General features: G+C 55.2%; 18 protein-coding genes, 1 tRNA gene and 1 other RNA gene. 8 read left to right on the forward strand and 12 right to left on the reverse strand.

Annotated features, from left to right (window positions below):
• Positions 1-3 precede the first annotated feature (3 nt).
• On the forward strand, positions 4-2,073 hold the full coding sequence (gene glyS / locus WM46_RS20490) for a glycine--tRNA ligase subunit beta (RefSeq protein WP_102603166.1): 2,070 nt from the start codon (positions 4-6) through the stop codon (positions 2,071-2,073).
• Positions 2,074-2,243: 170 nt separating this feature from the next.
• On the opposite strand, the gene cueP is transcribed toward glyS, so the two are convergent.
• The 4 genes from cueP to WM46_RS20510 form a co-directional block, all read right to left on the reverse strand.
• Positions 2,244-2,783 carry a copper-binding periplasmic metallochaperone CueP gene (cueP, locus tag WM46_RS20495; RefSeq protein WP_061075958.1) on the reverse strand — a complete coding sequence of 180 codons (540 nt, stop codon included), beginning with the start codon at positions 2,781-2,783 and terminating at the stop codon, positions 2,244-2,246.
• Between the two features lie 179 nt (positions 2,784-2,962).
• Entirely contained in the window at positions 2,963-3,175 is a 213-nt protein-coding gene (gene cspA, locus WM46_RS20500) for an RNA chaperone/antiterminator CspA (protein ID WP_000014594.1), read from the reverse strand.
• Between the two features lie 272 nt (positions 3,176-3,447).
• The gene (locus WM46_RS20505; RefSeq protein ID WP_061075960.1) at positions 3,448-3,738 is read right to left on the reverse strand and encodes an HTH-type transcriptional regulator; all 291 of its coding nucleotides are present in this window, start codon (positions 3,736-3,738) and stop codon (positions 3,448-3,450) included.
• A 256-nt stretch (positions 3,739-3,994) separates the two neighbouring features.
• Positions 3,995-5,365, reverse strand: a complete 1,371-nt coding sequence (locus tag WM46_RS20510; protein WP_102603167.1) for an MFS transporter — start codon at positions 5,363-5,365, stop codon at positions 3,995-3,997.
• A gap of 443 nt (positions 5,366-5,808) precedes the next feature.
• Between WM46_RS20510 and WM46_RS20515 the strand changes: the two genes are divergently transcribed.
• Positions 5,809-6,519 carry a DUF3053 domain-containing protein gene (locus WM46_RS20515; RefSeq protein WP_061075962.1) on the forward strand — a complete coding sequence of 237 codons (711 nt, stop codon included), beginning with the start codon at positions 5,809-5,811 and terminating at the stop codon, positions 6,517-6,519.
• 41 nt (positions 6,520-6,560) lie between these two features.
• Here WM46_RS20515 and ghrB read toward each other — a convergent pair whose 3' ends face one another.
• The 6 genes from ghrB to WM46_RS20545 all read right to left on the reverse strand — a co-directional run bounded on the left by ghrB (position 6,561) and on the right by WM46_RS20545 (position 12,499).
• Positions 6,561-7,535: a glyoxylate/hydroxypyruvate reductase GhrB gene (gene ghrB / locus WM46_RS20520; protein ID WP_102603168.1), complete on the reverse strand. Its 975-nt coding sequence runs from the start codon at positions 7,533-7,535 to the stop codon at positions 6,561-6,563.
• A gap of 22 nt (positions 7,536-7,557) precedes the next feature.
• Positions 7,558-8,838, reverse strand: coding sequence for an MFS transporter (locus WM46_RS20525; RefSeq protein ID WP_061075964.1), 1,281 nt, complete (start codon positions 8,836-8,838; stop codon positions 7,558-7,560).
• 67 nt (positions 8,839-8,905) lie between these two features.
• Positions 8,906-9,844 (reverse strand): sugar kinase, encoded by a 939-nt coding sequence (locus tag WM46_RS20530; RefSeq protein WP_102603169.1) that lies wholly within the window; start codon positions 9,842-9,844, stop codon positions 8,906-8,908.
• A gap of 3 nt (positions 9,845-9,847) precedes the next feature.
• On the reverse strand, positions 9,848-10,597 hold the full coding sequence (locus WM46_RS20535) for a sugar phosphate isomerase/epimerase family protein (RefSeq protein ID WP_102603170.1): 750 nt from the start codon (positions 10,595-10,597) through the stop codon (positions 9,848-9,850).
• Positions 10,598-10,697: 100 nt separating this feature from the next.
• On the reverse strand, positions 10,698-11,714 hold the full coding sequence (locus WM46_RS20540; RefSeq protein WP_061075967.1) for a LacI family DNA-binding transcriptional regulator: 1,017 nt from the start codon (positions 11,712-11,714) through the stop codon (positions 10,698-10,700).
• Between the two features lie 122 nt (positions 11,715-11,836).
• The gene (locus WM46_RS20545; protein ID WP_061075968.1) at positions 11,837-12,499 is read right to left on the reverse strand and encodes an OmpA family lipoprotein; all 663 of its coding nucleotides are present in this window, start codon (positions 12,497-12,499) and stop codon (positions 11,837-11,839) included.
• Between the two features lie 154 nt (positions 12,500-12,653).
• On the opposite strand from WM46_RS20545, the gene WM46_RS20550 reads away from it, so the two are divergent.
• Complete coding sequence (locus WM46_RS20550; RefSeq protein ID WP_102603171.1) at positions 12,654-14,978, forward strand: molybdopterin guanine dinucleotide-containing S/N-oxide reductase; 2,325 nt, start codon at positions 12,654-12,656, stop codon at positions 14,976-14,978.
• Here WM46_RS20550 and WM46_RS20555 read toward each other — a convergent pair.
• On the reverse strand, positions 14,956-15,387 hold the full coding sequence (locus WM46_RS20555) for an N-acetyltransferase (protein WP_061075970.1): 432 nt from the start codon (positions 15,385-15,387) through the stop codon (positions 14,956-14,958). The genes WM46_RS20550 and WM46_RS20555 overlap by 23 nt on opposite strands.
• The gene (gene tag / locus WM46_RS20560) at positions 15,368-15,946 is read right to left on the reverse strand and encodes a DNA-3-methyladenine glycosylase I (protein ID WP_042998561.1); all 579 of its coding nucleotides are present in this window, start codon (positions 15,944-15,946) and stop codon (positions 15,368-15,370) included. The genes WM46_RS20555 and tag overlap by 20 nt, the downstream gene beginning before the upstream one ends.
• A 157-nt stretch (positions 15,947-16,103) precedes the next feature.
• On the opposite strand from tag, the gene WM46_RS20565 reads away from it, so the two are divergent.
• The 5 genes from WM46_RS20565 to WM46_RS20585 all read left to right on the forward strand — a co-directional run bounded on the left by WM46_RS20565 (position 16,104) and on the right by WM46_RS20585 (position 20,525).
• Positions 16,104-16,805, forward strand: a complete 702-nt coding sequence (locus WM46_RS20565; RefSeq protein ID WP_061075971.1) for an autotransporter outer membrane beta-barrel domain-containing protein — start codon at positions 16,104-16,106, stop codon at positions 16,803-16,805.
• 230 nt (positions 16,806-17,035) lie between these two features.
• Complete coding sequence (locus tag WM46_RS20570; RefSeq protein WP_102603172.1) at positions 17,036-18,238, forward strand: MFS transporter; 1,203 nt, start codon at positions 17,036-17,038, stop codon at positions 18,236-18,238.
• Between the two features lie 262 nt (positions 18,239-18,500).
• Complete coding sequence (eptB, locus tag WM46_RS20575; protein ID WP_061075972.1) at positions 18,501-20,192, forward strand: kdo(2)-lipid A phosphoethanolamine 7''-transferase; 1,692 nt, start codon at positions 18,501-18,503, stop codon at positions 20,190-20,192.
• A gap of 91 nt (positions 20,193-20,283) precedes the next feature.
• Positions 20,284-20,360, forward strand: a tRNA-Pro gene (locus WM46_RS20580).
• A gap of 32 nt (positions 20,361-20,392) precedes the next feature.
• Positions 20,393-20,525: non-coding RNA, RtT sRNA (locus WM46_RS20585), on the forward strand.
• The last annotated feature ends 278 nt before the right edge of the window (positions 20,526-20,803 follow it).

Here is a 20,803-nt window from a genome sequence, read left to right on the forward strand (position 1 = left end):
GCCATGTCTGAGAAAACTTTCCTGGTGGAAATCGGCACTGAAGAGCTGCCACCAAAAGCCCTGCGCAGCCTGGCGGAATCCTTTGCTGCGAACGTGACGGCGGAGCTGGACAACGCCGGCATCGCGCACGGCCATGTTGAATGGTTTGCGGCGCCGCGTCGTCTGGCGCTGAAAATCGCTAATCTGGCGGAATCCCAGCCCGATCGCGAAGTTGAAAAACGTGGTCCGGCGATTGCCCAGGCATTTGATGCTGAAGGCAAACCGAGCAAAGCAGCAGAAGGCTGGGCTCGGGGGTGTGGTATTACCGTTGATCAGGCCGAGCGTCTGACCACCGATAAAGGTGAATGGCTGCTGTATCGTGCACACGTGAAAGGCGAAAGCGCCGAAGCGCTGTTGCCGAACATGATCGCGACATCGCTGGCGAAACTGCCGATCCCGAAACTGATGCGCTGGGGAGCAAGCGATGTGCATTTCGTGCGTCCGGTTCATACGGTAACCCTGCTGCTGGGCGATAAAGTCATTCCAGCGACCATTCTGGGTATTCAGTCCGATCGCATCATTCGCGGCCATCGCTTTATGGGCGAGCCGGAGTTCACCATCGACAATGCCGATCAGTATCCGCAGATCCTGCTGGAGCGCGGTAAGGTCATTGCCGACTACGAACAGCGTAAAGCCAAAATCAAAGCGGATGCCGAAGAAGCGGCGCGGACTATTGGCGGTAATGCCGATCTGAGCGAAAGCCTGCTGGAAGAAGTGACCTCGCTGGTGGAATGGCCGGTGGTACTGACGGCGAAATTCGAAGAGAAATTCCTCGCGGTGCCCTCTGAAGCGCTGGTGTACACCATGAAAGGTGACCAGAAATACTTCCCGGTCTACGCCAACGACGGCAAACTGCTGCCGAACTTTATCTTCGTTGCGAACATCGAATCGAAAGATCCTCAGCAAATCATCTCCGGTAACGAGAAGGTCGTGCGTCCGCGTCTGGCGGATGCCGAGTTCTTCTTCAATACTGACCGTAAAAAACGACTGGAAGATCACCTGCCGCGCCTGCAAACCGTGCTGTTCCAACAGCAACTGGGTACGTTGCGCGATAAGACCGATCGTATTCAGGCGCTGGCGGGCTGGATTGCCGGTCAGATTGGCGCAGACGTTAACCATGCCACCCGTGCGGGCCTGCTGTCGAAATGTGACCTGATGACCAACATGGTCTTCGAGTTCACCGACACCCAGGGCGTAATGGGCATGCACTATGCTCGCCACGATGGCGAAGCGGAAGATGTTGCCGTTGCTCTGAACGAACAGTATCAGCCGCGCTTTGCCGGTGATGACCTGCCGTCTAACCCGATTGCCTGCGCACTGGCGATTGCGGATAAAATGGACACCCTGGCGGGTATCTTCGGTATCGGTCAGCACCCGAAAGGGGACAAAGACCCGTTCGCTCTGCGTCGTGCAGCGCTGGGTGTGCTGCGCATTATCGTTGAGAAGAACCTGAACCTCGATCTGCAAACGCTGACGGAAGAAGCGGTGCGTCTGTACGGTGACAAGCTGACCAACGCCAACGTCGTTGATGACGTTATCGACTTTATGCTCGGTCGCTTCCGTGCCTGGTATCAGGACGAAGGCTACACCGTAGATACCATCCAGGCGGTGCTGGCACGTCGTCCGACCCGTCCGGCAGATTTCGATGCGCGTATGAAGGCGGTCTCCCACTTCCGCACTCTGGAAGCGGCTTCTGCGCTGGCGGCAGCCAACAAGCGTGTTTCCAACATTCTGGCGAAGTCTGATGAGACGCTGAACGAGCGTGTTAACGCTGCGACGCTGAAAGAGCCGGAAGAGATTGCGCTGGCGATGCAGGTTGTCGTGCTGCGTGACAAGCTTGAACCGTACTTTGCCGAAGGTCGTTATCAGGACGCGCTGGTGGAACTGGCTGAACTGCGTGAGCCGGTTGATTTATTCTTCGAAAAAGTGATGGTGAACGTCGAGGATAAAGACCTGCGCGTTAACCGTCTCTCGATGCTGGAAAAACTGCGCGAGCTGTTCCTGCGCGTGGCGGATATTTCGCTGCTGCAATAAATAGCGCGCAAGTCACCACCGCAGACAAACGCTGAAGTGCCCGATGGCGCAAGCTTATCGGGCCTACAGAACACAGTGCAGGCCGTCATCCGGCAAAAACTATCGCATGTGTTTTCAACGCGCTGAAACCTGCCCTCGGGCAGGTTTTTTTATGGGCGGAACAGAAAGCGTTACTGCAACTGCAATTCCGTCAGACAGGTCTGGCTGTCATCCTTCGTGGCAATGGCGTGTGACGCTGTTTTGCCGTTGTAGCTCACTTCTATTGTCCCTTCGATATTGCGTGGCAACCAGACGCCGATAAACCCATTCTGATAGCTTTTGATCGGTTTCTGAATCAGCACATCACCTTTGTTATCCGTCACTTTAACGTTGAACGTAGTGTCCGGCATTTCACCCTGGCAGCCGGACAGGCTGTGATTAAAGCATGGGTGCGTCTGCTGCTGGTAAGGTGCGAAGGAGAGATAGAACTTTTCGCCCAACGGCAGGGTATACATCTGCCCATCAGAAGCGAGTTTTAACTCGGTACTGGTGATGGACGCTGAATACGGCAGCGGACGGGATTGTGGCGTTTGATCGATGGTATCCACGATCTGCTCGACTGACTTACCGGCAAGACCATGTTCGGCAAGGAATGTGGCTTCTGGCGATGCGGCAAACGCGGCGCCGCTGGTGAGTAAACCTAGCGTGAAGAACAAAGGGAGTCTGGACATAGCGTCAATTCCATGTGAAAAACAGGGTCTTCACTATAAAGCTTACCCTTAGGGAAAGGTCAAAGCCTGGCCAGGTAAAGTAATGCAAAGAAGGGGAAGAGGGATAGCGAAAGGCGGGAAAGAGATAAAAAAAATCCCCGCCGTCTGGCAGGGATCTTGAATTCTGAGCTTATTTAAGCTTACAGGCTGGTTACGTTGCCAGCTGCCGGGCCTTTAGCGCCGCTTTCGATGGTGAAGGAAACTTTCTGACCTTCGTCCAGGGATTTGTAGCCATCGTTCTGGATAGCAGAGAAGTGTACGAACACGTCTTTAGAGCCATCGTCAGGAGTGATGAAGCCGAAGCCTTTGTCAGCGTTGAACCATTTTACGATACCAGTCATTTTACCGGACATAGTGTATTACCTTTTAAAAAATAAGTGTGCCTTTCGGCGATATGGCGTGCTCTACAGATTTTTTAAGCGTTAAGGAAATGCGCACTACGAGGGGTATCAACGATAACTCTTGAAGGGGACTGCCTTACTAAACTGCTTTAATGGTCTGTACGTCAAACCGTGGAGCGCATTAACTCATGTAACGCCAGGTGATGCAACTGTTATTTTTCTTCCTGTGGGTTAAGTGGTCAGAAAACGGCCCTGTATCAGGACCGTTCATCAACGATTGTCGATTACTCCATCAACTGCTTACTCAATGCCGGGTTAGCCTGTATCAGGCGCATCAGCTTCAATTCGGTACTGGACGGTTTAACGCGTTTTGATTCCCACTCCTGTACCAGTGCAACCGTTACGCCTAACGCTCTGGCGAAATCATCTGTTTCCAGGCCGCTCCCCCGTCGTAATTGTTCAAATTCGCTAAAGGGGCTTGGCTTATGTGTCAGGGCGATTTTTGATGATTCTTCTTTAAAAACAATTTGTTCCAGACTGCTCAGCAGCTCAAACATTGGATCTTTAGATTCCATTGAGAACTCCTTTAAATCACACTGCGGGATCGTGAATTTCATCGAAGCCAGTTAAGAATAGTCGTAAATGAGAAAGCGCGGTGGGCGTCACAGTTTATGAGGAGGACAAGACTCGTTTCAGCGACGAGGAGACGGCGGATTTGTAGCTTGCTAACGATCTGATAACGGACACTATATCCCGCGTCGTAATGAGAATTGTAAAGATTACGAAAATATGACTATTTCCTGGCAGGCCATTACCTGCCAGGAGGGGAAATCAGGCTTTTTGCGTGGCGTGAGTCGGTGATTCTGTCGGTGTTGATGCGCCAGAGAGCTGGCGTTTACCTGCCCAGTATTTCACCATCAAGGCAAAAGCAGACACCAGCGCTGGAATCGCCAGGAACGTAAAGATGGTTTCGAACGCAAGTTGCGCCTGCATCAGGAAGGCGCCGCTAAACGCGCCGAGGATGCCGCCGAAACGGCCCAGTCCTAACATCCATGCCACACCGGTCGCGCGGCCCTGCGTGGGATAAAAACCCGCTGCCAGCGCGGGCATGGACGATTGCGCACCGTTCATGATTGTCCCGGCGATAAAGACCATCACCCCCATGAGCACAAGGCTACTGGTGGAGAACCCGACCAGGCAGACGAACACTCCGGTCAGCAACCAGCCGACCGCCACCACTTTGTTTGGGTTGAATTTGTCCATCAGCGCGCCCAGCACCAGGACGCCAATTCCACCGCCCAACGGGAACAGGGCGGTAATGATGGACGCCTGACTCAGCGTGGCCCCTGTTTCACGGATCAGCAGCGGTAGCCAACTGGTCAGCAGATAGAAGATCAGCAGCCCCATAAAGTAGGTCAGGCACAACATCACCGTGCCCAGTGCGTAACGCGGCGAGAAGATAACGCCCAGCGCCGATTTCTCTTTAATCTGGCCGGTTTCACGCAGGACAAAGTGCGTCGCTTCCGGTAGCGGGGCGATACGGCGCAGAATGGTGCCAATCTGCTGCTGTGATTTGTTCTTAACCACCAGATAACGGGCAGATTCCGGCAGTAAAACGATCAACACCACTGCCAGCGCCAGCGGCATCACGCCGCCGAGGATCAGTACGCTTTGCCAGCCGTAATGCGGGATCAGCCAGGCGGAGACAAACCCGCCCATCGACGAGCCAATCGGGAATCCGACGAACATCAGATTCACCAGCAGCGCGCGACGGCGTTCTGGCGCGTATTCACTCATCAGGGTCGCGGCATTGGGCATTGCCGCCCCCAGACCCAGGCCAGTTAAAAAGCGCAGTGCCGTCAGTTGGTTCAGCGTGCCGGCAAAAGCGGTGAGCAGGCTGAAGCCGCCAAACACCAGAATCGACATGATCAGGACTTTTTTGCGACCGATGCGATCAGCCATTGGACCCGCGGTGAGCGCTCCGACGGCAAGTCCCACCAGTGCGGCGCTCATGACCGGGCCGAGCGCAGATTTTTCAACGCCCCACTCCTGAACGAGATCGGAGGCGATGAAGCCGATAATCGCGGTATCGAATCCGTCCATCGCGACGGTCACAAAGCACAGTACGAGAATCATCCACTGGTATTTTGAAAAGGGATGCTCGTTAATAAACGCTTGAATATCAGTCGTTTTGTTTGTCATGCGGTCATTCCTGCGAAAGCAACGCGGGGGACAGAGGGTGTTTTTATTTTCTCCACCGCAAGCGTTAGGATTAATTGTGCGATTATCGAACGTTTATTCGTTAATCGTTCAATTAATCAAAACATTGAAGCCCGTGTTCGGCAATCACCCCGCCGAGGTTAACGTGCGATAATCGTACGAATTGCCGCTTCACTGATCGCATACACGATGAAACTCTATTAAAATCATAGAACTACTTCCTGGTAATGCCCCTATGACAGAGGTGGTAAATGTGATGCAATTAACAATAAAATAACAATTCAGTCATCGCCATTTCGCCATGCGAATTTCCGCTACAAGATTACGCGGAAGGGGTATCCTGCGAGCCTGACCTGGACTATCCTTGTAAGCCGTAAGGCACGCGTATTGCGCAGTGCGCATTTTTGGGTGAAAGGAGTATTAAAATGGCGACAGGTAAGTCCTGCTCTCGCTGGTTTGCGCCTCTTGCGGCGTTGTTAATGGTAGTTAGCCTGAGTGGGTGTTTTGATAAAGAAGGCGATCAGCGTAAAGCGTTTGTCGATTTTCTACAGAATACGGTGATGCGTAGCGGCGAACGTCTACCCACCCTGACCGCCGATCAGAAAAAACAGTTCGGTCCGTTTGTTTCTGATTACGCGATTCTGTATGGCTACTCACAGCAGGTGAACCAGGCGATGGATTCCGCGCTGCGTCCGGTCGTTGATAGCGTTAATGCCATCCGTGTGCCACAGGATTATGTGACGCAACGTGGGCCGCTGCGTGACCTGAACGGTTCTCTTGGCGTACTGGGCCAGCAGCTGCAAAATGCGAAACTACAGGCAGATGCGGCGCATGGCGCGCTGAAACAAGCCGATGACCTGAAGCCGGTGTTTGACCAGGTGTATAAGAAAGTGGTGACGACGCCAGCAGACGCGCTGCAGCCGCTGATCCCGGCCGCGCAGATCTTCACTCAGCAACTGGTCCAGGTGGGTGATTTTGTCGCGCAGCAGGATACGCAGGTGAGCTTTGTGGCGAATGGTATTCAGTTCCCGACTTCGCAACAGGCAAGTCAGTACAACACATTGATTGGGCCGCTGGCCTCGCAGCATCAGGCATTTAATCAGGCCTGGACTGCGGCGGTTAACGCCATTCAGTGATGAAGCTGCCGGGCAGGCGATAGCGCCTCCCGGCCGTTTTGTTACCCCGCAACCTGCGGGTTCACGCAGTTCTTCTCGACCTTTCCTTGCAGCGCATCAATCAGATTATCTACCGCGCAGGCCGCCATGTTATAGCGCGTCTCGTGGGTGGCTGAACCAATGTGCGGTACCGCCACAACGTTACTCAGCGACAACAACGGTGAATCAACCGGCAGCGGCTCTTGCTCAAACACATCCAGACCGGCAGCGTGGATCTCGCCCTGTTGCAGCGCGGCAATCAGCGCGTTTTCATCGACCACCGGACCGCGTCCGGCGTTAATGAAGATGGCAGAGGACTTCATTATAGCGAACTGCTCTGCGCCAAACAGATGATGCGTCTCGTCGGTCAGCGGCAGGATCAGGCAGACAAAGTCTGATTCCTGCAGCAGCGTATCGAGATCGCAGTAGCGGGCGTTGAAGCGCTCTTCCGCTTCCTGATGGTGGCGGCGGGCGTTGTAGAGAATCGGCATGTTGAAGCCGAAGTGGGCACGCTGCGCCAGCGCAAGACCAATGCGTCCCATACCGACAATCCCCAGCGTTTTGTGGTGTACATCGATACCAAACCAGTCAGGGCCAATGCTGGAGGTCCATTCGCCGACCTTCACGCGCTCGGCCACTTCCACGACGCGGCGAGCGGTCGACAGCACCAGCGCCATGATCGTATCGGCAACGGTCTCTGTCAGCACGGTGGGCGTATGCATCAGCAGTACCTTGCGGGCGTTCAGCGCATCCACATCGAAATTGTCATATCCCACGGAGATCGTTGAAGTTGCGCGGAGCGTCGGCATTTTCTCCAGCAGCGCGGTATCGACGGTTTGGCTGGAGCCCAGCAGACCTTCAGCACTGGCAAAGGCTTGCGCGTGTTGTTCAACCGTCTGCGGGCTCAGGTTCGGCACCTGAGTGACGGTGAAATGTTCTTCCAGGCGATGCAGTAAATCGTCAGGTAACGCTTTGTAGAGAATAATGGACGGCTTCATACGACTCTCCGTGAGTTAAAGTTTACGCGTGGCGTGCGCCAACCGGGACGCGCTGATTATTAGCAGGCTTAACAATTAGAGTTAGCCATACTGAGGCGAAAAGCGCCACCCCCATAAAAATGTATGAGGCGGACGGGCTGCCGGTGGCGCCGTTGAGGTAACCGACAAACCACGAGCCGAGGAACGAGCCCAGCGCGCCCATACTGTTGATCAGCGCCATCGCGCCACCGGCAACGTTGCGCGGCAACATCTCCGGAATGATGGCGAAAAACGGGCCATACGGAGCGTACATCGCCGCACCGGCAATCACCAGCAGGGTATAAGAGGCCCAGAAGTTATTCGCGCCGACGGCCCAGGAACCGATAAAAGCGCACGCGGCAATCAGCAGCAGAGGCCAGACGAACAGCTTACGGTTCTGTAGTTTATCCGAGGCCCAGGAGGCGATAATCATCGCCACGGTGGCCGCCAGATACGGTACAGAAGAGAGCCAGCCCACTTCGACCATTCCCAGATTCGCACCGCCTTCGCGGATGATTGATGGCAGCCACAGCACGAAGCCGTAGACGCCAATGCTCCAGGTGAAATATTGCATGCATAACAGGATCACATTACGGGAGCGGAACGCTTCGCCGTAGTTGCGTACTGCCTTAATCCCCTGCTGCTCTTGTTCGAGTTGCGTTTGCAGCGCCGTTTTTTCTGACTCGGTCAGCCAACCGACCTGCGCCGGTTTGTCTTTCACCAGCACCCACCAGCAGAAGGCCCACAGAATGGCGGGAACCCCTTCGATGATGAACATCTCACGCCAGCCGAGCGCCTGGATCAGGTAACCGGACACCACTGACATCCACAGGACCGTCACCGGGTTACCAAGGATCAGGAAGGTGTTCGCTCGCGAACGCTCCGACTTCGTAAACCAGTTACTGATGTAAATCAGCATCGCTGGCATAACGGCGGCTTCCACTACCCCGAGAATAAAGCGAATAGCGGCCAGTGCCGGGATATTGCTGACCATCCCGGTCAGCGACGCGCAACCGCCCCATAAAATCAGGCAGACAAAGATCAGTTTGCGCACGCTCCGGCGTTCGGCATACACCGCGCCGGGGATCTGAAAGAAGAAATAGCCGAGGAAGAACAGGGCGCCGAGCAGGGACGAGACCCCTTTGGTGATGCCGAGGTCTTCGTTGATGCCCGCGGCGGACGCGAAGCTGAAGTTTGCGCGGTCGAGATACGCCAGGCTATACGTGATAAACACGATAGGCATGATGTACAACCAGCGTTTTGCTGCATTTGTTGAGTTTGCCATAATCAACCTCTGTGGTTTCTGCCGCCGCTGTCTGTAGGGTACAGGGGGCTGTTATCATTACGTAAGGTTATTCGCCTAACGTTTCACGTGTGGGTAAGCCTTCGCTGTCGCCCTGTACCTGAATGGCCAGTGCGCCAATTTTGTTGCCGCGTGTGACGGCCTGCTGCAACGTACGACCTTCCAGCAGGGCGCTGATGACGCCGACCGCAAAGCCATCGCCGGCACCGACCGTATCGACCACGTTGTCCACTTTGACCGGGGCAACGCTGCCTTTCTCGCCGTCGGCGGTTTTATACCAGGCACCGTCTGCGCCCGTTTTCAGCACCACGGCTTTCACGCCGTGACGGAGATAGAAATCCGCAATCCCTTCCGGCGTCTGTTGTCCGGTTAAAATCATCCCTTCTTTCAGGCCCGGTAATACCCAGTCGGCCTGGAACGCGAGACGATTCAGTTTCTCAACCATCTCGGCTTCACTTTTCCACAGCACCGGACGCAGGTTGGGGTCAAATGAGAGCGTCTTGCCCTGGGCTTTCATGATGCGCGCCGTGTGTGCCAGCAGTTCATAGGAGCTGGCAGAAAGCGCGGCGGCGACGCCGCTCAGATGCAGATGGCGGGCACTGGAGAAGTACGCTTCGTGGTAGTCCGCAACGGACAGATGGCTGGCGGCGGACCCTTTACGGAAATACTCCACAATGGGATCGGTTCCATTTTCAACTTTAGATTTCAGTTGAAAGCCGGTTGCGTAGCGCTCATCCAGGGTGACTCCCTGCGCATCAATACCCTCTTTTTTCAGTGAGTTGAGAACAAAGCGACCAAAACTGTCGTGACCTACGCGGCTCACCCAGCCGACCTTCAGACCCAGTCGCGCCAGGCCGGTGGCGACGTTCAGTTCGGCGCCGGCAACACGCTTGATAAACTGCTCGACCTCGGCCAGATCGCCGGTCTGTGTCGCCACAAACATCGCCATCGCTTCGCCGATCGTGATGACATCCAGTGAATGCTTCATGCCTTACTCCTTACGTAACAAATCGACGTAGTGGCGGGTAACCGCAGTCAGATCGGCCCCTTCCAGCGGGAATTCAATGCCGCGTGGAACGTCGGTGGGCAACAGGTTGAGCAGTTCGAGCCAGCGAGGCTCTGCCTGGTCCGGGGGAACGGCGCGATAGTTGTCGTGGTGCGCTGTGGCGGCTTTAACGTGAACATAACCGACTGACCCCGCCAGTTGACGAGCGGCCTCTTCCGGCGAATCGCCTACCCACAGCCAGTTGCCCATATCAAACGTCAGTTGCACGGGCAGCGCATGTTGCTGACTGGCGACGTTAAAACGTTGCATGGGGGCCAGTCGTCCACAGGCGGTCTGGTCGTTCTCTACTACCAGCGCCATACCGCTGCTTTCCAGCCAGTCGCGCAGGGTGTCAAACTGTTCTGCGTGGACAAAATGGCCCAGCGAAACCTTCAGCCACAGCGCGCGCAGCGTTTGCGCTTCCTGAAGCAGTGACGGCAGTTGTGGATTGAGGCGGCCATCGTCCATGAACAGCGGTTGTGGCGCGGAATAGCAGGCCAGCAGATCGAAGCATTCGATGGCTGAAGCCAGTGTGGTCAGGGCGCTGAGCTCAGCGTCAGTAAACAGTTCGCGACGAATCTCGACGCCGTCGGCACCTGCACCGGCAATGATTGGCAACATCGCGGTTTGTCCGCCGGCGGCGCGAACGGTGTCGTGACCATAGGCGGCGGTGACCACCATCATTTTTCTTTGCATAGGAACTCCAGAACTCACGCTATTGTGATTACGCTAGATGGAACCGGTTCCAAAGAAAAGCATGATGTGTCGAAATTATGATCACCATCACGAAGGAAAATTAACGGGCGGTGGAGCCGCGAACAATCAGTTCGCCGGAGAAAACCTGTTCATGAATCGCGTCGCTACCGCCTTCAATCCGGCGTACCACCTGTTCGACAGCGGCATAACCAATCTGCCACGTGGGTTGCTTCATGGTCGTAATCCCGACGCCGGCCAGTTCGGCCCATTCCAGCTCATCGAACCCCAACAGACCAATATCGCTGCCCCAGTTGAGGCCAATGCGCTTCAGCGAGCGGGCGACCTGAAGGGTGAGCGCACCGTTAGCGGAGATCACCGCCTTGCGCATCCCGCGATGCTGCTGGTGGAACTGACGTAAGGTGTTATCGAGTTGCGTATTCTCGGAAAGCGGAACTTCGGCGTTTTCGGCGACAACACCCGGATAGCGTGCCAGCGTTGCCCGAAAGGCGCTCAGTCGTTCACGGCGGGTATTGACCATCCCCAGCGGTTCACTGAGAAACAGCAGTGCCTCAAAGCCTTGTTCAATCAGGTGTTCGGTGGCGGTGGTGGCTGCCTGGGTGTTGTCCAGTCCGACGACGTCGCAGGCGAAGTCAGGGATTTTGCGATCGATCAGTACCATCGGCAACGCGGACTGTTGCAGCCGATTCAGCCCCTCTTCACGCATCCCCACGGCGTTGACCACAATGCCTTCCACCTGATAACTGCGCAGCAGATCGAGATAGTGTAATTCCTGGTTCACCTCGTTATTGGTGTTACAGACCAGCGGCGTAAAGCCTTTCTCGCGACAGGCGGCCTCGATACCGCTTAACACGTGGACGGAATAGGGGTTGGTGATATCGGCAATAATCAGACCAATCAGGCGGGTGCGACCTCGTTTCAGGCCACGAGCCATCAGGCTGGGGCGATAGTCGAGATCGGCAATGGCTTTTTCAATACGCGCCAGCAGGGCATCGGAAAGCAGGTGTTTTTCGCCGTTGAGATAACGTGAAATGCTGGTTTTACCGGTTTTTGCCGCTTTCGCGACATCGCTGATGGTGGGGCGTGTTGATTTGCTCATCGCTGATTTCCTTGCTTTTGGTGAGCATACCTTAGCGCGAAAATGCCTGATGACGCTACGCTTACCGGGTCTGGCGCGTGGTTTTGTCGGCCGGGTGGTAATGCCGCCACCCGGCACAACCGTTATTGAATCGGACTTAACGTAATTTCGACACGACGGTTCTGGGCTTTCCCTTCCGCCGTGCTGTTGCTGGCGATCGGATTTGCCGGACCCATACCGCGGGTACGGATGCGGTTAGCGGCAACGCCCTGGGTGATCAGCGCGCTGGCTACGCTGTCCGCACGCTGCTGTGACAGACGCATGTTCAGATCCTGGCCGCCGGTACTGTCGGTATAACCGATCACATTGACGGCGGTTTTTTCGTATTCCTTCAGTACCATCGCCACGCCGGTCAGCGTGTTTGCGCCTGCCGGTTTCAGGGTGGCGCTGCTGCTGTCGAAGGTGACGTTATTCGGCATGTTCAGAATGATGTTATCGCCACTTCGCGTCACGCTTACGCCGGTTCCCTGCATTTTGTCGCGCAGTTTGGCTTCCTGCACGTCCATGTAATAACCGACGCCGCCGCCGAGCGCTGCCCCTGCCGCGGCACCGATCAGTGCGCCTTTGCCGCGATCCTTCTTCGACGAGGAGAGGGCGCCAATGCCCGCGCCAACCAGCGATCCAATGCCCGCGCCAATACCGGATTTACCCGCTTCGCGCTCGCCGGTGTAAGGGTTCGTTGTGCAGCCAGAAACCGCCAGGGCGCCGCTCACGATAGCGGCAATGACTAAAACACGTTTCTTCATCTTAATTCCTTAATGACATTCTTATTTTTTGCCACAGCGACCGTGGCGGTTGATTATGACGTGTGAAGATGAAGAAAATTCCAGGGATCTCTCTGAAATTTGTAAGTAACATTGAACGCCGTAATACATCATTTTATCTGCAGGAGCGCCTGGTTTGACGACGCACAATTCGGTGTTAACCGCCGCCCATTGGGGACCCATACTTGTCGAAACGGACGGAGAAAAGGTGCTCTCCTCCCGGGGCGCGCTGCCCACTTCGCATCCCAATTCGCTACAAAGCGCGGTTCGCGATCAGGTACACAGTAAAACCCGGGTGCGTTATCCCATGGTGCGTAAAGGATTTCTCGCTTCGCCTGCGCAGCCGCAGGGTGTGCGCGGACAGGATGAGTTTGTGCGCGTGAGCTGGGACGATGCGCTGGCGCTAATTCATGCGCAGCACAAGCGGATCCGCGACACGTGGGGGCCCTCTTCTATTTTTGCTGGCTCTTACGGCTGGCGTTCCAACGGTGTCCTGCACAAATCGGCGACGTTATTGCAACGCTACATGGCGCTGGCGGGAGGATATACCGGGCATCTGGGCGACTATTCTACCGGCGCGGCGCAGGCCATCATGCCGTACGTGGTGGGCGGCAGTGAGGTTTACCAGCAGCAGACCAGCTGGCCGGTGATTCTGGAACACAGCGATGTGGTGGTGCTGTGGAGTGCCAACCCGCTGAATACATTGAAAATCGCCTGGAACGCGTCGGATGAACAGGGGATCCCTTACTTTGACGCGCTGCGCGAAAGCGGAAAAAGGCTGATCTGTATCGATCCCATGCGATCGGAAACCGTTGATTTCTTCGGCGACAAAATGGAATGGATTGCGCCGCATATGGGTACCGACGTGGCGTTGATGCTCGGTATTGCGCATACGCTGGTGGAAAATGGCTGGCATGACGAGGCGTTTCTTGCCCGCTGCACCACGGGCTATGCGATCTTCTCAGACTACCTGCTGGGCGTGAGCGACGGTATCGGGAAAACGGCTGAATGGGCGGCTGATATTTGCGGTGTTCCGGCGGCAAAAATCCGTGAACTGGCGGAATTATTCCATAAAAATACCACGATGTTGATGGCTGGCTGGGGCATGCAGCGCCAGCAGTTTGGCGAACAAAAGCACTGGATGATTGTCACCCTGGCCGCGATGCTGGGGCAGCCTGGCACGCCCGGCGGCGGTTTTGGTCTCTCCTATCACTTTGCCAACGGGGGGAATCCGACCCGCCGTTCTGCGGTGCTGGCGTCAATGCAGGGCAGTCTGGAGGGCGGCACCGACGCGGTGGAGAAAATCCCGGTGGCGCGCATTGTAGAAGCGCTGGAAAACCCCGGCGCGCCGTATCAGCACAACGGGATGAACCGTCACTTCCCGGATATCCGCTTCATCTGGTGGGCGGGCGGGGCGAATTTTACCCATCATCAGGACACGAACCGACTGATTCGCGCCTGGCAAAAACCGGAGCTGGTGGTCATCTCAGAATGCTTCTGGACCGCTGCCGCGAAGCACGCTGATATTGTGCTGCCAGCGACCACCTCCTTTGAGCGTCACGATCTCACCATGACCGGGGACTACAGTAATCAGCATCTGGTGCCGATGAAGCAGGTTGTGCCGCCGCAGGGAGAAGCACGTAATGATTTCGATGTCTTTGCTGAACTGAGCGAGCGCTGGGAAGCGGGTGGTTATCAACGCTTTACCGAAGGGAAGAGCGAACTGGAATGGCTGGAAACGTTCTACACCATTGCCGGGCAGCGCGGGGCCAGCCAGCAGGTGACGCTGCCGCCGTTTGCCGAATTCTGGGATGCTAACCAACTGATTGAAATGCCAGAAAGTCCGGCGAACGCGCAGTTCATCCGCTTTGCGGATTTTCGTCGTGACCCGGACGCGCATCCGCTGAAAACTGACAGCGGTAAGATCGAGATTTATTCGCAGCGGATTGCCGGATACGGCTATGCGGATTGCCCAGGACACCCGATGTGGCTGGAGCCGGATGAGTGGCACGGCAACGCCGAACCGGAGCAGTTACAGATCGTGTCGGCGCACCCGGCACATCGTCTGCACAGCCAGCTTAACTACAGTCATCTGCGTGAACGGTATGCGGTGGCGGATCGTGAACCGGTGACGATTCATCCGCAGGATGCGCAGGCGCGTGGCATCCGCGAGGGCGATGTGGTACGCATCTGGAATCACCGTGGTCAGATCCTTGCAGGCGCCGTGGTCACCGACGGTATCAAACCCGGCGTGATCTGCATTCATGAAGGGGCATGGCCGGACCTCGACCCTGCCGCGGGAGGCATCTGTAAAAACGGCGCGGTGAATGTGCTGACCAAAGACCTGCCCAGTTCGCGTCTGGGAAACGGCTGCGCGGGCAATACCGCGCTGGCGTGGCTGGAGAAATACAGCGGGCCAGCACTCACGCTGACGGCGTTTAATCCGCCCGCCAGCCCATAATCCAGGTGGGATGCTGGGTATCTTCCTGCCATGCGCTGTCTTCGATACGAAAGCCCAGCGCGTGGTAGAAATTCACCGCGTTCTGGTTTTTTTGATACACCTCCAGGCTCAGCACGTCAAAACGCTGCTGAACATGCTGTACCAGCGCTTTCCCTATCCCGCTACGTAACGCATCCGGGGCGACAAACAGCGCCCCTAAAAAACGTCCTTCCATGACGCTGACAAACCCTTTTAGCGCTTCTTCTTCCTCCCAGACCCAGGTTCTGGCGGCGGGCAGGTAAACATCGCGCACAACCGCCTCGCTCTCATGCCAGTAGCGTTCTGCGATAAAAGGGTGCGCATAGATGGTGCTTTCCATCCATAGCACCAACAGTGGCGTCATGTCAGCACTATGAAACTCGCGAATCATGTTTATCTCCTGGATGACAGAAACAGCCGGTGATGTGGTCGTTGACCAGTCCGCAGGCCTGCATGAAGGAGTAGCAAATGGTGGTGCCGACGAATTTGAATCCCCGTTTTTTTAACGCTTTTGACAGGGCGTCTGAGGCGGGGGTGGAGGTCGGGATTTCGCCCAACGCGGCGGCGCGGGTGATTTGCGGCTGGTTATCTACGAATGACCAGACGAAGTCGGCAAACGGTTCGCCGTTTTGCTCCATCGCCAGATATGCCCGGGCATTACCGATGATGGCCTGAATTTTCCCCCGATGGCGGATGATCCCGGCATCAAGCAGCAATCTTTCCACATCGTCTTCCTGCATGGCTGCCACACGGATGGGATCGAACTGGTGAAAGTTAGTGCGATAATTCTCGCGTTTCTTGAGGACGGTGATCCACGAAAGGCCGGCCTGTTGGCCTTCCAGACAGATCATTTCGAACAGTTTTTTACCGTCGTGCTCGGGTACGCCCCATTCGTTATCATGATAGGCAATATAAAGCGGGTCCTGACTGACCCAACCGCAACGTTCCATACTTTCCCTCGCTCTTTGACTTGCCATAAAAATATCGTTCCGGGTGCCTTGACGCTCCCGCGAAAAAGACAATATTTAATACAGGGCTTTCGCCTGTCATCCTTAATTACAATGACAATAATATCGCCGATTTCGGCTCTCTTCTGGAGTCGCATTGATGATGATAAAAAAATGCAGTGGTCGCCGGGAAATTATTCTCCTGGCGAGCGTCGTGGTTTGCTCGCTTTACATCAACACAGCCCGTGCCTGGCAGCAAGAATATATCGTTGATAACACGCCTGGATATACGACTGAACGCTATACATGGGACAGCGATCACCAACCGCGCTATGACGACATTCTGGCTGAACGTATCCGCACGACGCAAAGTGTGCCGGGTCTGGCGGTGAATCTTGAGCAAGCTTCGCCGACGGAGGCCACCAGCGGCATGAGTATGGGCTGGAATTTTCCCGTCTCTGGCGACGTCACGACCGGACCGGTGGCGGCATTACATTACGATGGCACTACGCCCGCCATTTATAACGAATTTGGCGATAGCGTGGTCAGCCAGTCGCCCGACCCGTTATGGCATGCCAGCGTCAGCACGCTGGGTTGGCGGGTGAATTCGCAATTTGGCGATCTGCGACCGTGGGCGCAAATCAGCTATAACCAGCAGTTTGGCGAAAATATCTGGAAGGCGCAGTCGGGACTGAGTCGAATGACGGCGACCACTCAGGACAGCAACTGGCTGGACGTGACGGTAGGCGCAGATATGCTGCTCAATCAGCACATGGCGGCCTATGCTGCGCTCTCGCAGGCGGAAAACACCACCAACAGTACCGATTACCTCTATACGATGGGAGTAAGCGCCAGGTTTTAACCTGCTATTTACAATTTAAACGCAGTAATAACAGTATCTGTGGCGATAGTACGCACTAACTGACGGGGCAAAAATTCATTCAATGAATATTTGTCTCGTCATTCATTCCGCATTCCAGGCATTTCATTCCATTCTGATGGCACTTCATGCCGTTTTCTCCCTGCATAAAATGCATTTCGATATGGTTGTCGGCAGAGAATTTTCCCTTTTGCTTATGCAGGAAGACTGCCATGAAAACCGCATCATATCAGCGCACCCGTTGGTTGACCCTTATCGGTACCATCATTACGCAATTCGCCTTAGGTTCTGTGTATACCTGGAGCCTGTTTAATGGCGTGCTTTCAGAAAAACTGGGTGAACCCGTCAGCCAGGTGGCTTTTTCCTTCGGCCTGTTGAGCTTAGGTCTGGCGATCTCTTCTTCTGTCGCCGGGAAGTTGCAGGAACGTTTTGGCGTGAAGCGCGTCACCATGGCGTCCGGTATTCTGCTCGGGCTCGGTTTCTTCCTGACCGCGCACTCCAGCAACCTGATGATGCTGTGGCTGAGCGCAGGCGTGCTGGTGGGGCTGGCCGATGGCGCGGGCTATCTGTTAACGCTGTCCAACTGCGTGAAGTGGTTCCCGGAGCGTAAAGGGCTGATCTCCGCCTTCGCTATTGGCTCTTATGGCCTGGGAAGCCTGGGTTTCAAATTCATCGATAGCCAACTTCTGGCAACCGTCGGTCTGGAAAACACCTTTGTGATTTGGGGTGCGATTGTGCTGGTGATGATCGTCTTCGGCTCTACGCTGATGAAAGATGCGCCGAATCATGAGGTTAAAACCCAAAATGGCGTCGTGGAAAACGACTACACCCTGGCGCAGTCCATGCGTAAACCGCAGTACTGGATGCTGGCGGTGATGTTCCTGACGGCGTGCATGAGCGGACTGTATGTGATTGGTGTGGCGAAGGATATCGCTCAGGGGCTGGCGCATATGGACGTGGCGTCGGCGGCCAATGCGGTGACGGTGATTTCTATTGCTAACCTGTCCGGCCGTCTGGTGTTGGGTATCCTGTCCGATAAAATTGCCCGTATCCGGGTGATCACCATTGGTCAGGTGGTGTCGCTGGTGGGGATGGCCGCTCTGCTGTTTGCACCGCTGAATGCGCTGACTTTCTTTGCTGCCATTGCCTGCATCGCTTTTAACTTTGGCGGGACTATCACCGTCTTCCCGTCACTGGTCAGCGAGTTCTTCGGTCTGAACAATCTGGCGAAAAATTACGGCGTGATTTATCTCGGCTTTGGGATTGGCAGCATCTGCGGTTCGATTATCGCGTCGCTGTTCGGTGGGTTCTACGTGACCTTCTGTGTCATCTTCGCGCTGTTGATTCTCTCGCTGGCACTCTCCACCACCATTCGTCAGCCAAAACGCGAGGTGCTGGAAATGGCCCACGCCTGATATCCGGTAAGATTTTTTTACAGGCCAGCCGATGAGCTGGCCTTTTTTGTTATATCTGCTGTGAATGGTCCGCTTTCAAACTTGATTTTTTGTAAATATCTCTTTCGATCACATTCTCTGTTGCCACTTTCTTTGCTGCTTGTGGTCTACTTAGCCGCGCGTGTCGATTTTACTATTTGACTACCTTCGCAATTTCACCTGCCCGGCGGATGCCGCCGTTGCGCAGGCGGTGTTAACCCCTCGATTTCCAGGGCTTGCTTGCATGAGATACATTACGTCGATGTCGCAGCAAAAGCTGAGTTTTTTGCTCGCGATCTATATCGGTCTGTTTATGAATGGCGCGGTTTACCTCCGTCGGTTTGACGGTTACGCGCAAGACTTTACCCTCTGGAATGGAATCTCCGCGGTGGTTGAACTGGCTGGCACTGTGCTGGCAACGTTCTTCTTTTTACGACTCCTGTCACTGATGGGCAGGACGGTATGGCGTGTTCTGGCTTCGTTGTTGGTGCTGATTTCAGCGGGCGCAAGTTATTACATGACCTTTATGAACGTGATGATCGGTTACGGTATCGTCGCCTCGGTCATGACCACGGATATCGATCTCTCCAAAGAGGTGGTCGGCTGGACGTTTGTCCTCTGGCTGGTGGCGGTGAGTCTTCTCCCGCTGATCTTTATCTGGTTTAACCGCTCGACGGATACCTTCTGGCGTCAGCTCTGCACGCCAAAAGTGCGCTGGCGCAGCGCGCTGATTGTGCTGATGGCGGGGCTGCTGGTCTGGGTGCCGATTCGTCTTCTGGAGATGCATCAGAAGCGTGCCGATCGTATTGCCGGTGTCGATATGCCGAGTTACGGCGGCGTACTGGCGAACTCCTATCTGCCGTCAAACTGGCTGTCTGCACTGGGCCTGTATGCCTGGGCGCAGGTGGATGAATCATCGGATAACAAATCGCTCATCAACCCGGCGAAGAAATTTACCTATACCCCGACACAGAACCTGGATGACACCTACGTGATTTTCATTATTGGTGAAACCACGCGCTGGGATCATATGGGGATGTTGGGCTATGAACGCGACACCACGCCGAAGCTTGCCAAAGAGAAGAACCTGGTGATGTATCGCGGTTATTCCTGCGATACCGCGACGAAACTGTCGCTGCGTTGTATGTTCGTTCGTCAGGGCGGGGCCGAAGACAACCCGCAGCGTACGCTGAAAGAGCAAAACGTCTTTGCGGTGCTCAAGCAATTAGGCTTTAGTTCCGATCTCTACGCGATGCAGAGTGAGATGTGGTTTTACAGCAACACGATGGCCGACAACATTGCCTATCGCGAACAGATTGCCGCTGAGCCGCGTAACCGGGGTAAAGCCGTGGATGACATGCTGCTGGTGAATGAGATTGATCGTTCGCTGCAGGAAAACCCGCAGGGTAAGCATCTGATTGTGCTGCACACCAAGGGGTCTCACTACAACTATACTCAGCGTTATCCGCGCGAGTTCGCTCAGTGGAAGCCGGAATGCTACGCTATCGATCGTAAGTGCCCGAAAGACCTGATGATTAATTCATACGATAACTCGATTACCTACGTCGATCATTTTATCGACACGGTGATTGATCAGGTACGTGATAAGAAAGCGATTGTGTTCTACGCTGCCGACCACGGTGAGTCAATCAACGAGCGCGAGCACCTGCACGGTACGCCGCGTAAGATGGCGCCGCCGGAGCAGTTCCGCGTGCCGATGATGGTCTGGATGTCAGATAAATACCTGGAGAATCCGACCAACGCCCAGGCGTTCGCGCACCTGAAGAAGGAAGCGGAAATGAAGGTGCCGCGCCGTCATGTGGAGCTGTACGACACCATCATGGGTTGTCTAGGTTATACCTCGCCGAATGGCGGAATTAATGAGAACAACAACTGGTGTCATATCCCTGATGGACAGAAAAGCGTCGCGCAGTAAGCGGGCTGACGACTTTCTCGCCGATCAAATGGCATTTTGATACTAAGGGATTGACGGGGGCGCACCTGCGCAGTAAGATGCGCCCCGCATTCGGTGATTGGCGCAGCCTGGTAGCGCACTTCGTTCGGGACGAAGGGGTCGGAGGTTCGAATCCTCTATCACCGACCAAATTCGAAACCCTGCTCAACGAGCAGGGTTTTTTGCATTCGGAGCCTGAGAGGATGAGAACCTCCGGGGGAAGAGGTTCGACTCGAGCGGAGCGAGAGAACGTTGCGTCAGCAACGGCCCGCAGGGCGAGCCACGACGTGGCGAGTTATCCTCTATCACCGACCAAATTCAAAACCCTGCTCAGTGAGCAGGGTTTTTTGCATTTGTAGGCCTGATAAGCGCAGCGCCATCAGGCATTCGGCGCACACTGCCGGATGGCGGCATACGCCTTATCCGGCCTACGAATCGCACCATCAGGCAAATATCCATTCCTACGGAACAACAACAAAATGCGCATCACTTCTCACTATTTGTTAACGGTTTTGTGACATATTCCATTGTCTTTTTTTATCTATGCATGAATCTTTTTTTGCGTTACTTATGGCTGGCGCTAGCATTTTCCG

This window comes from Citrobacter freundii complex sp. CFNIH2 (assembly GCF_002880615.1).
In the GTDB taxonomy this organism is placed as follows: domain Bacteria; phylum Pseudomonadota; class Gammaproteobacteria; order Enterobacterales; family Enterobacteriaceae; genus Citrobacter_A; species Citrobacter_A amalonaticus_F.

Excerpts from the sequence above, each read along its gene's own strand:
- glyS (WP_102603166.1), top strand. The coding sequence starts at position 4 with ATGTCTGAGAAAACTTTCCTGGTGGAAATCGGCACTGAAGAGCTGCCA.
- cueP (WP_061075958.1), bottom strand. The coding sequence starts at position 2,783 with ATGTCCAGACTCCCTTTGTTCTTCACGCTAGGTTTACTCACCAGCGGC.
- cspA (WP_000014594.1), bottom strand. The coding sequence starts at position 3,175 with ATGTCCGGTAAAATGACTGGTATCGTAAAATGGTTCAACGCTGACAAA.
- WM46_RS20505 (WP_061075960.1), bottom strand. The coding sequence starts at position 3,738 with ATGGAATCTAAAGATCCAATGTTTGAGCTGCTGAGCAGTCTGGAACAA.
- WM46_RS20510 (WP_102603167.1), bottom strand. The coding sequence starts at position 5,365 with ATGACAAACAAAACGACTGATATTCAAGCGTTTATTAACGAGCATCCC.
- WM46_RS20515 (WP_061075962.1), top strand. The coding sequence starts at position 5,809 with ATGGCGACAGGTAAGTCCTGCTCTCGCTGGTTTGCGCCTCTTGCGGCG.
- ghrB (WP_102603168.1), bottom strand. The coding sequence starts at position 7,535 with ATGAAGCCGTCCATTATTCTCTACAAAGCGTTACCTGACGATTTACTG.
- WM46_RS20525 (WP_061075964.1), bottom strand. The coding sequence starts at position 8,838 with ATGGCAAACTCAACAAATGCAGCAAAACGCTGGTTGTACATCATGCCT.
- WM46_RS20530 (WP_102603169.1), bottom strand. The coding sequence starts at position 9,844 with ATGAAGCATTCACTGGATGTCATCACGATCGGCGAAGCGATGGCGATG.
- WM46_RS20535 (WP_102603170.1), bottom strand. The coding sequence starts at position 10,597 with ATGCAAAGAAAAATGATGGTGGTCACCGCCGCCTATGGTCACGACACC.
- WM46_RS20540 (WP_061075967.1), bottom strand. The coding sequence starts at position 11,714 with ATGAGCAAATCAACACGCCCCACCATCAGCGATGTCGCGAAAGCGGCA.
- WM46_RS20545 (WP_061075968.1), bottom strand. The coding sequence starts at position 12,499 with ATGAAGAAACGTGTTTTAGTCATTGCCGCTATCGTGAGCGGCGCCCTG.
- WM46_RS20555 (WP_061075970.1), bottom strand. The coding sequence starts at position 15,387 with ATGATTCGCGAGTTTCATAGTGCTGACATGACGCCACTGTTGGTGCTA.
- tag (WP_042998561.1), bottom strand. The coding sequence starts at position 15,946 with ATGGAACGTTGCGGTTGGGTCAGTCAGGACCCGCTTTATATTGCCTAT.
- WM46_RS20565 (WP_061075971.1), top strand. The coding sequence starts at position 16,104 with ATGATGATAAAAAAATGCAGTGGTCGCCGGGAAATTATTCTCCTGGCG.
- WM46_RS20570 (WP_102603172.1), top strand. The coding sequence starts at position 17,036 with ATGAAAACCGCATCATATCAGCGCACCCGTTGGTTGACCCTTATCGGT.
- eptB (WP_061075972.1), top strand. The coding sequence starts at position 18,501 with ATGAGATACATTACGTCGATGTCGCAGCAAAAGCTGAGTTTTTTGCTC.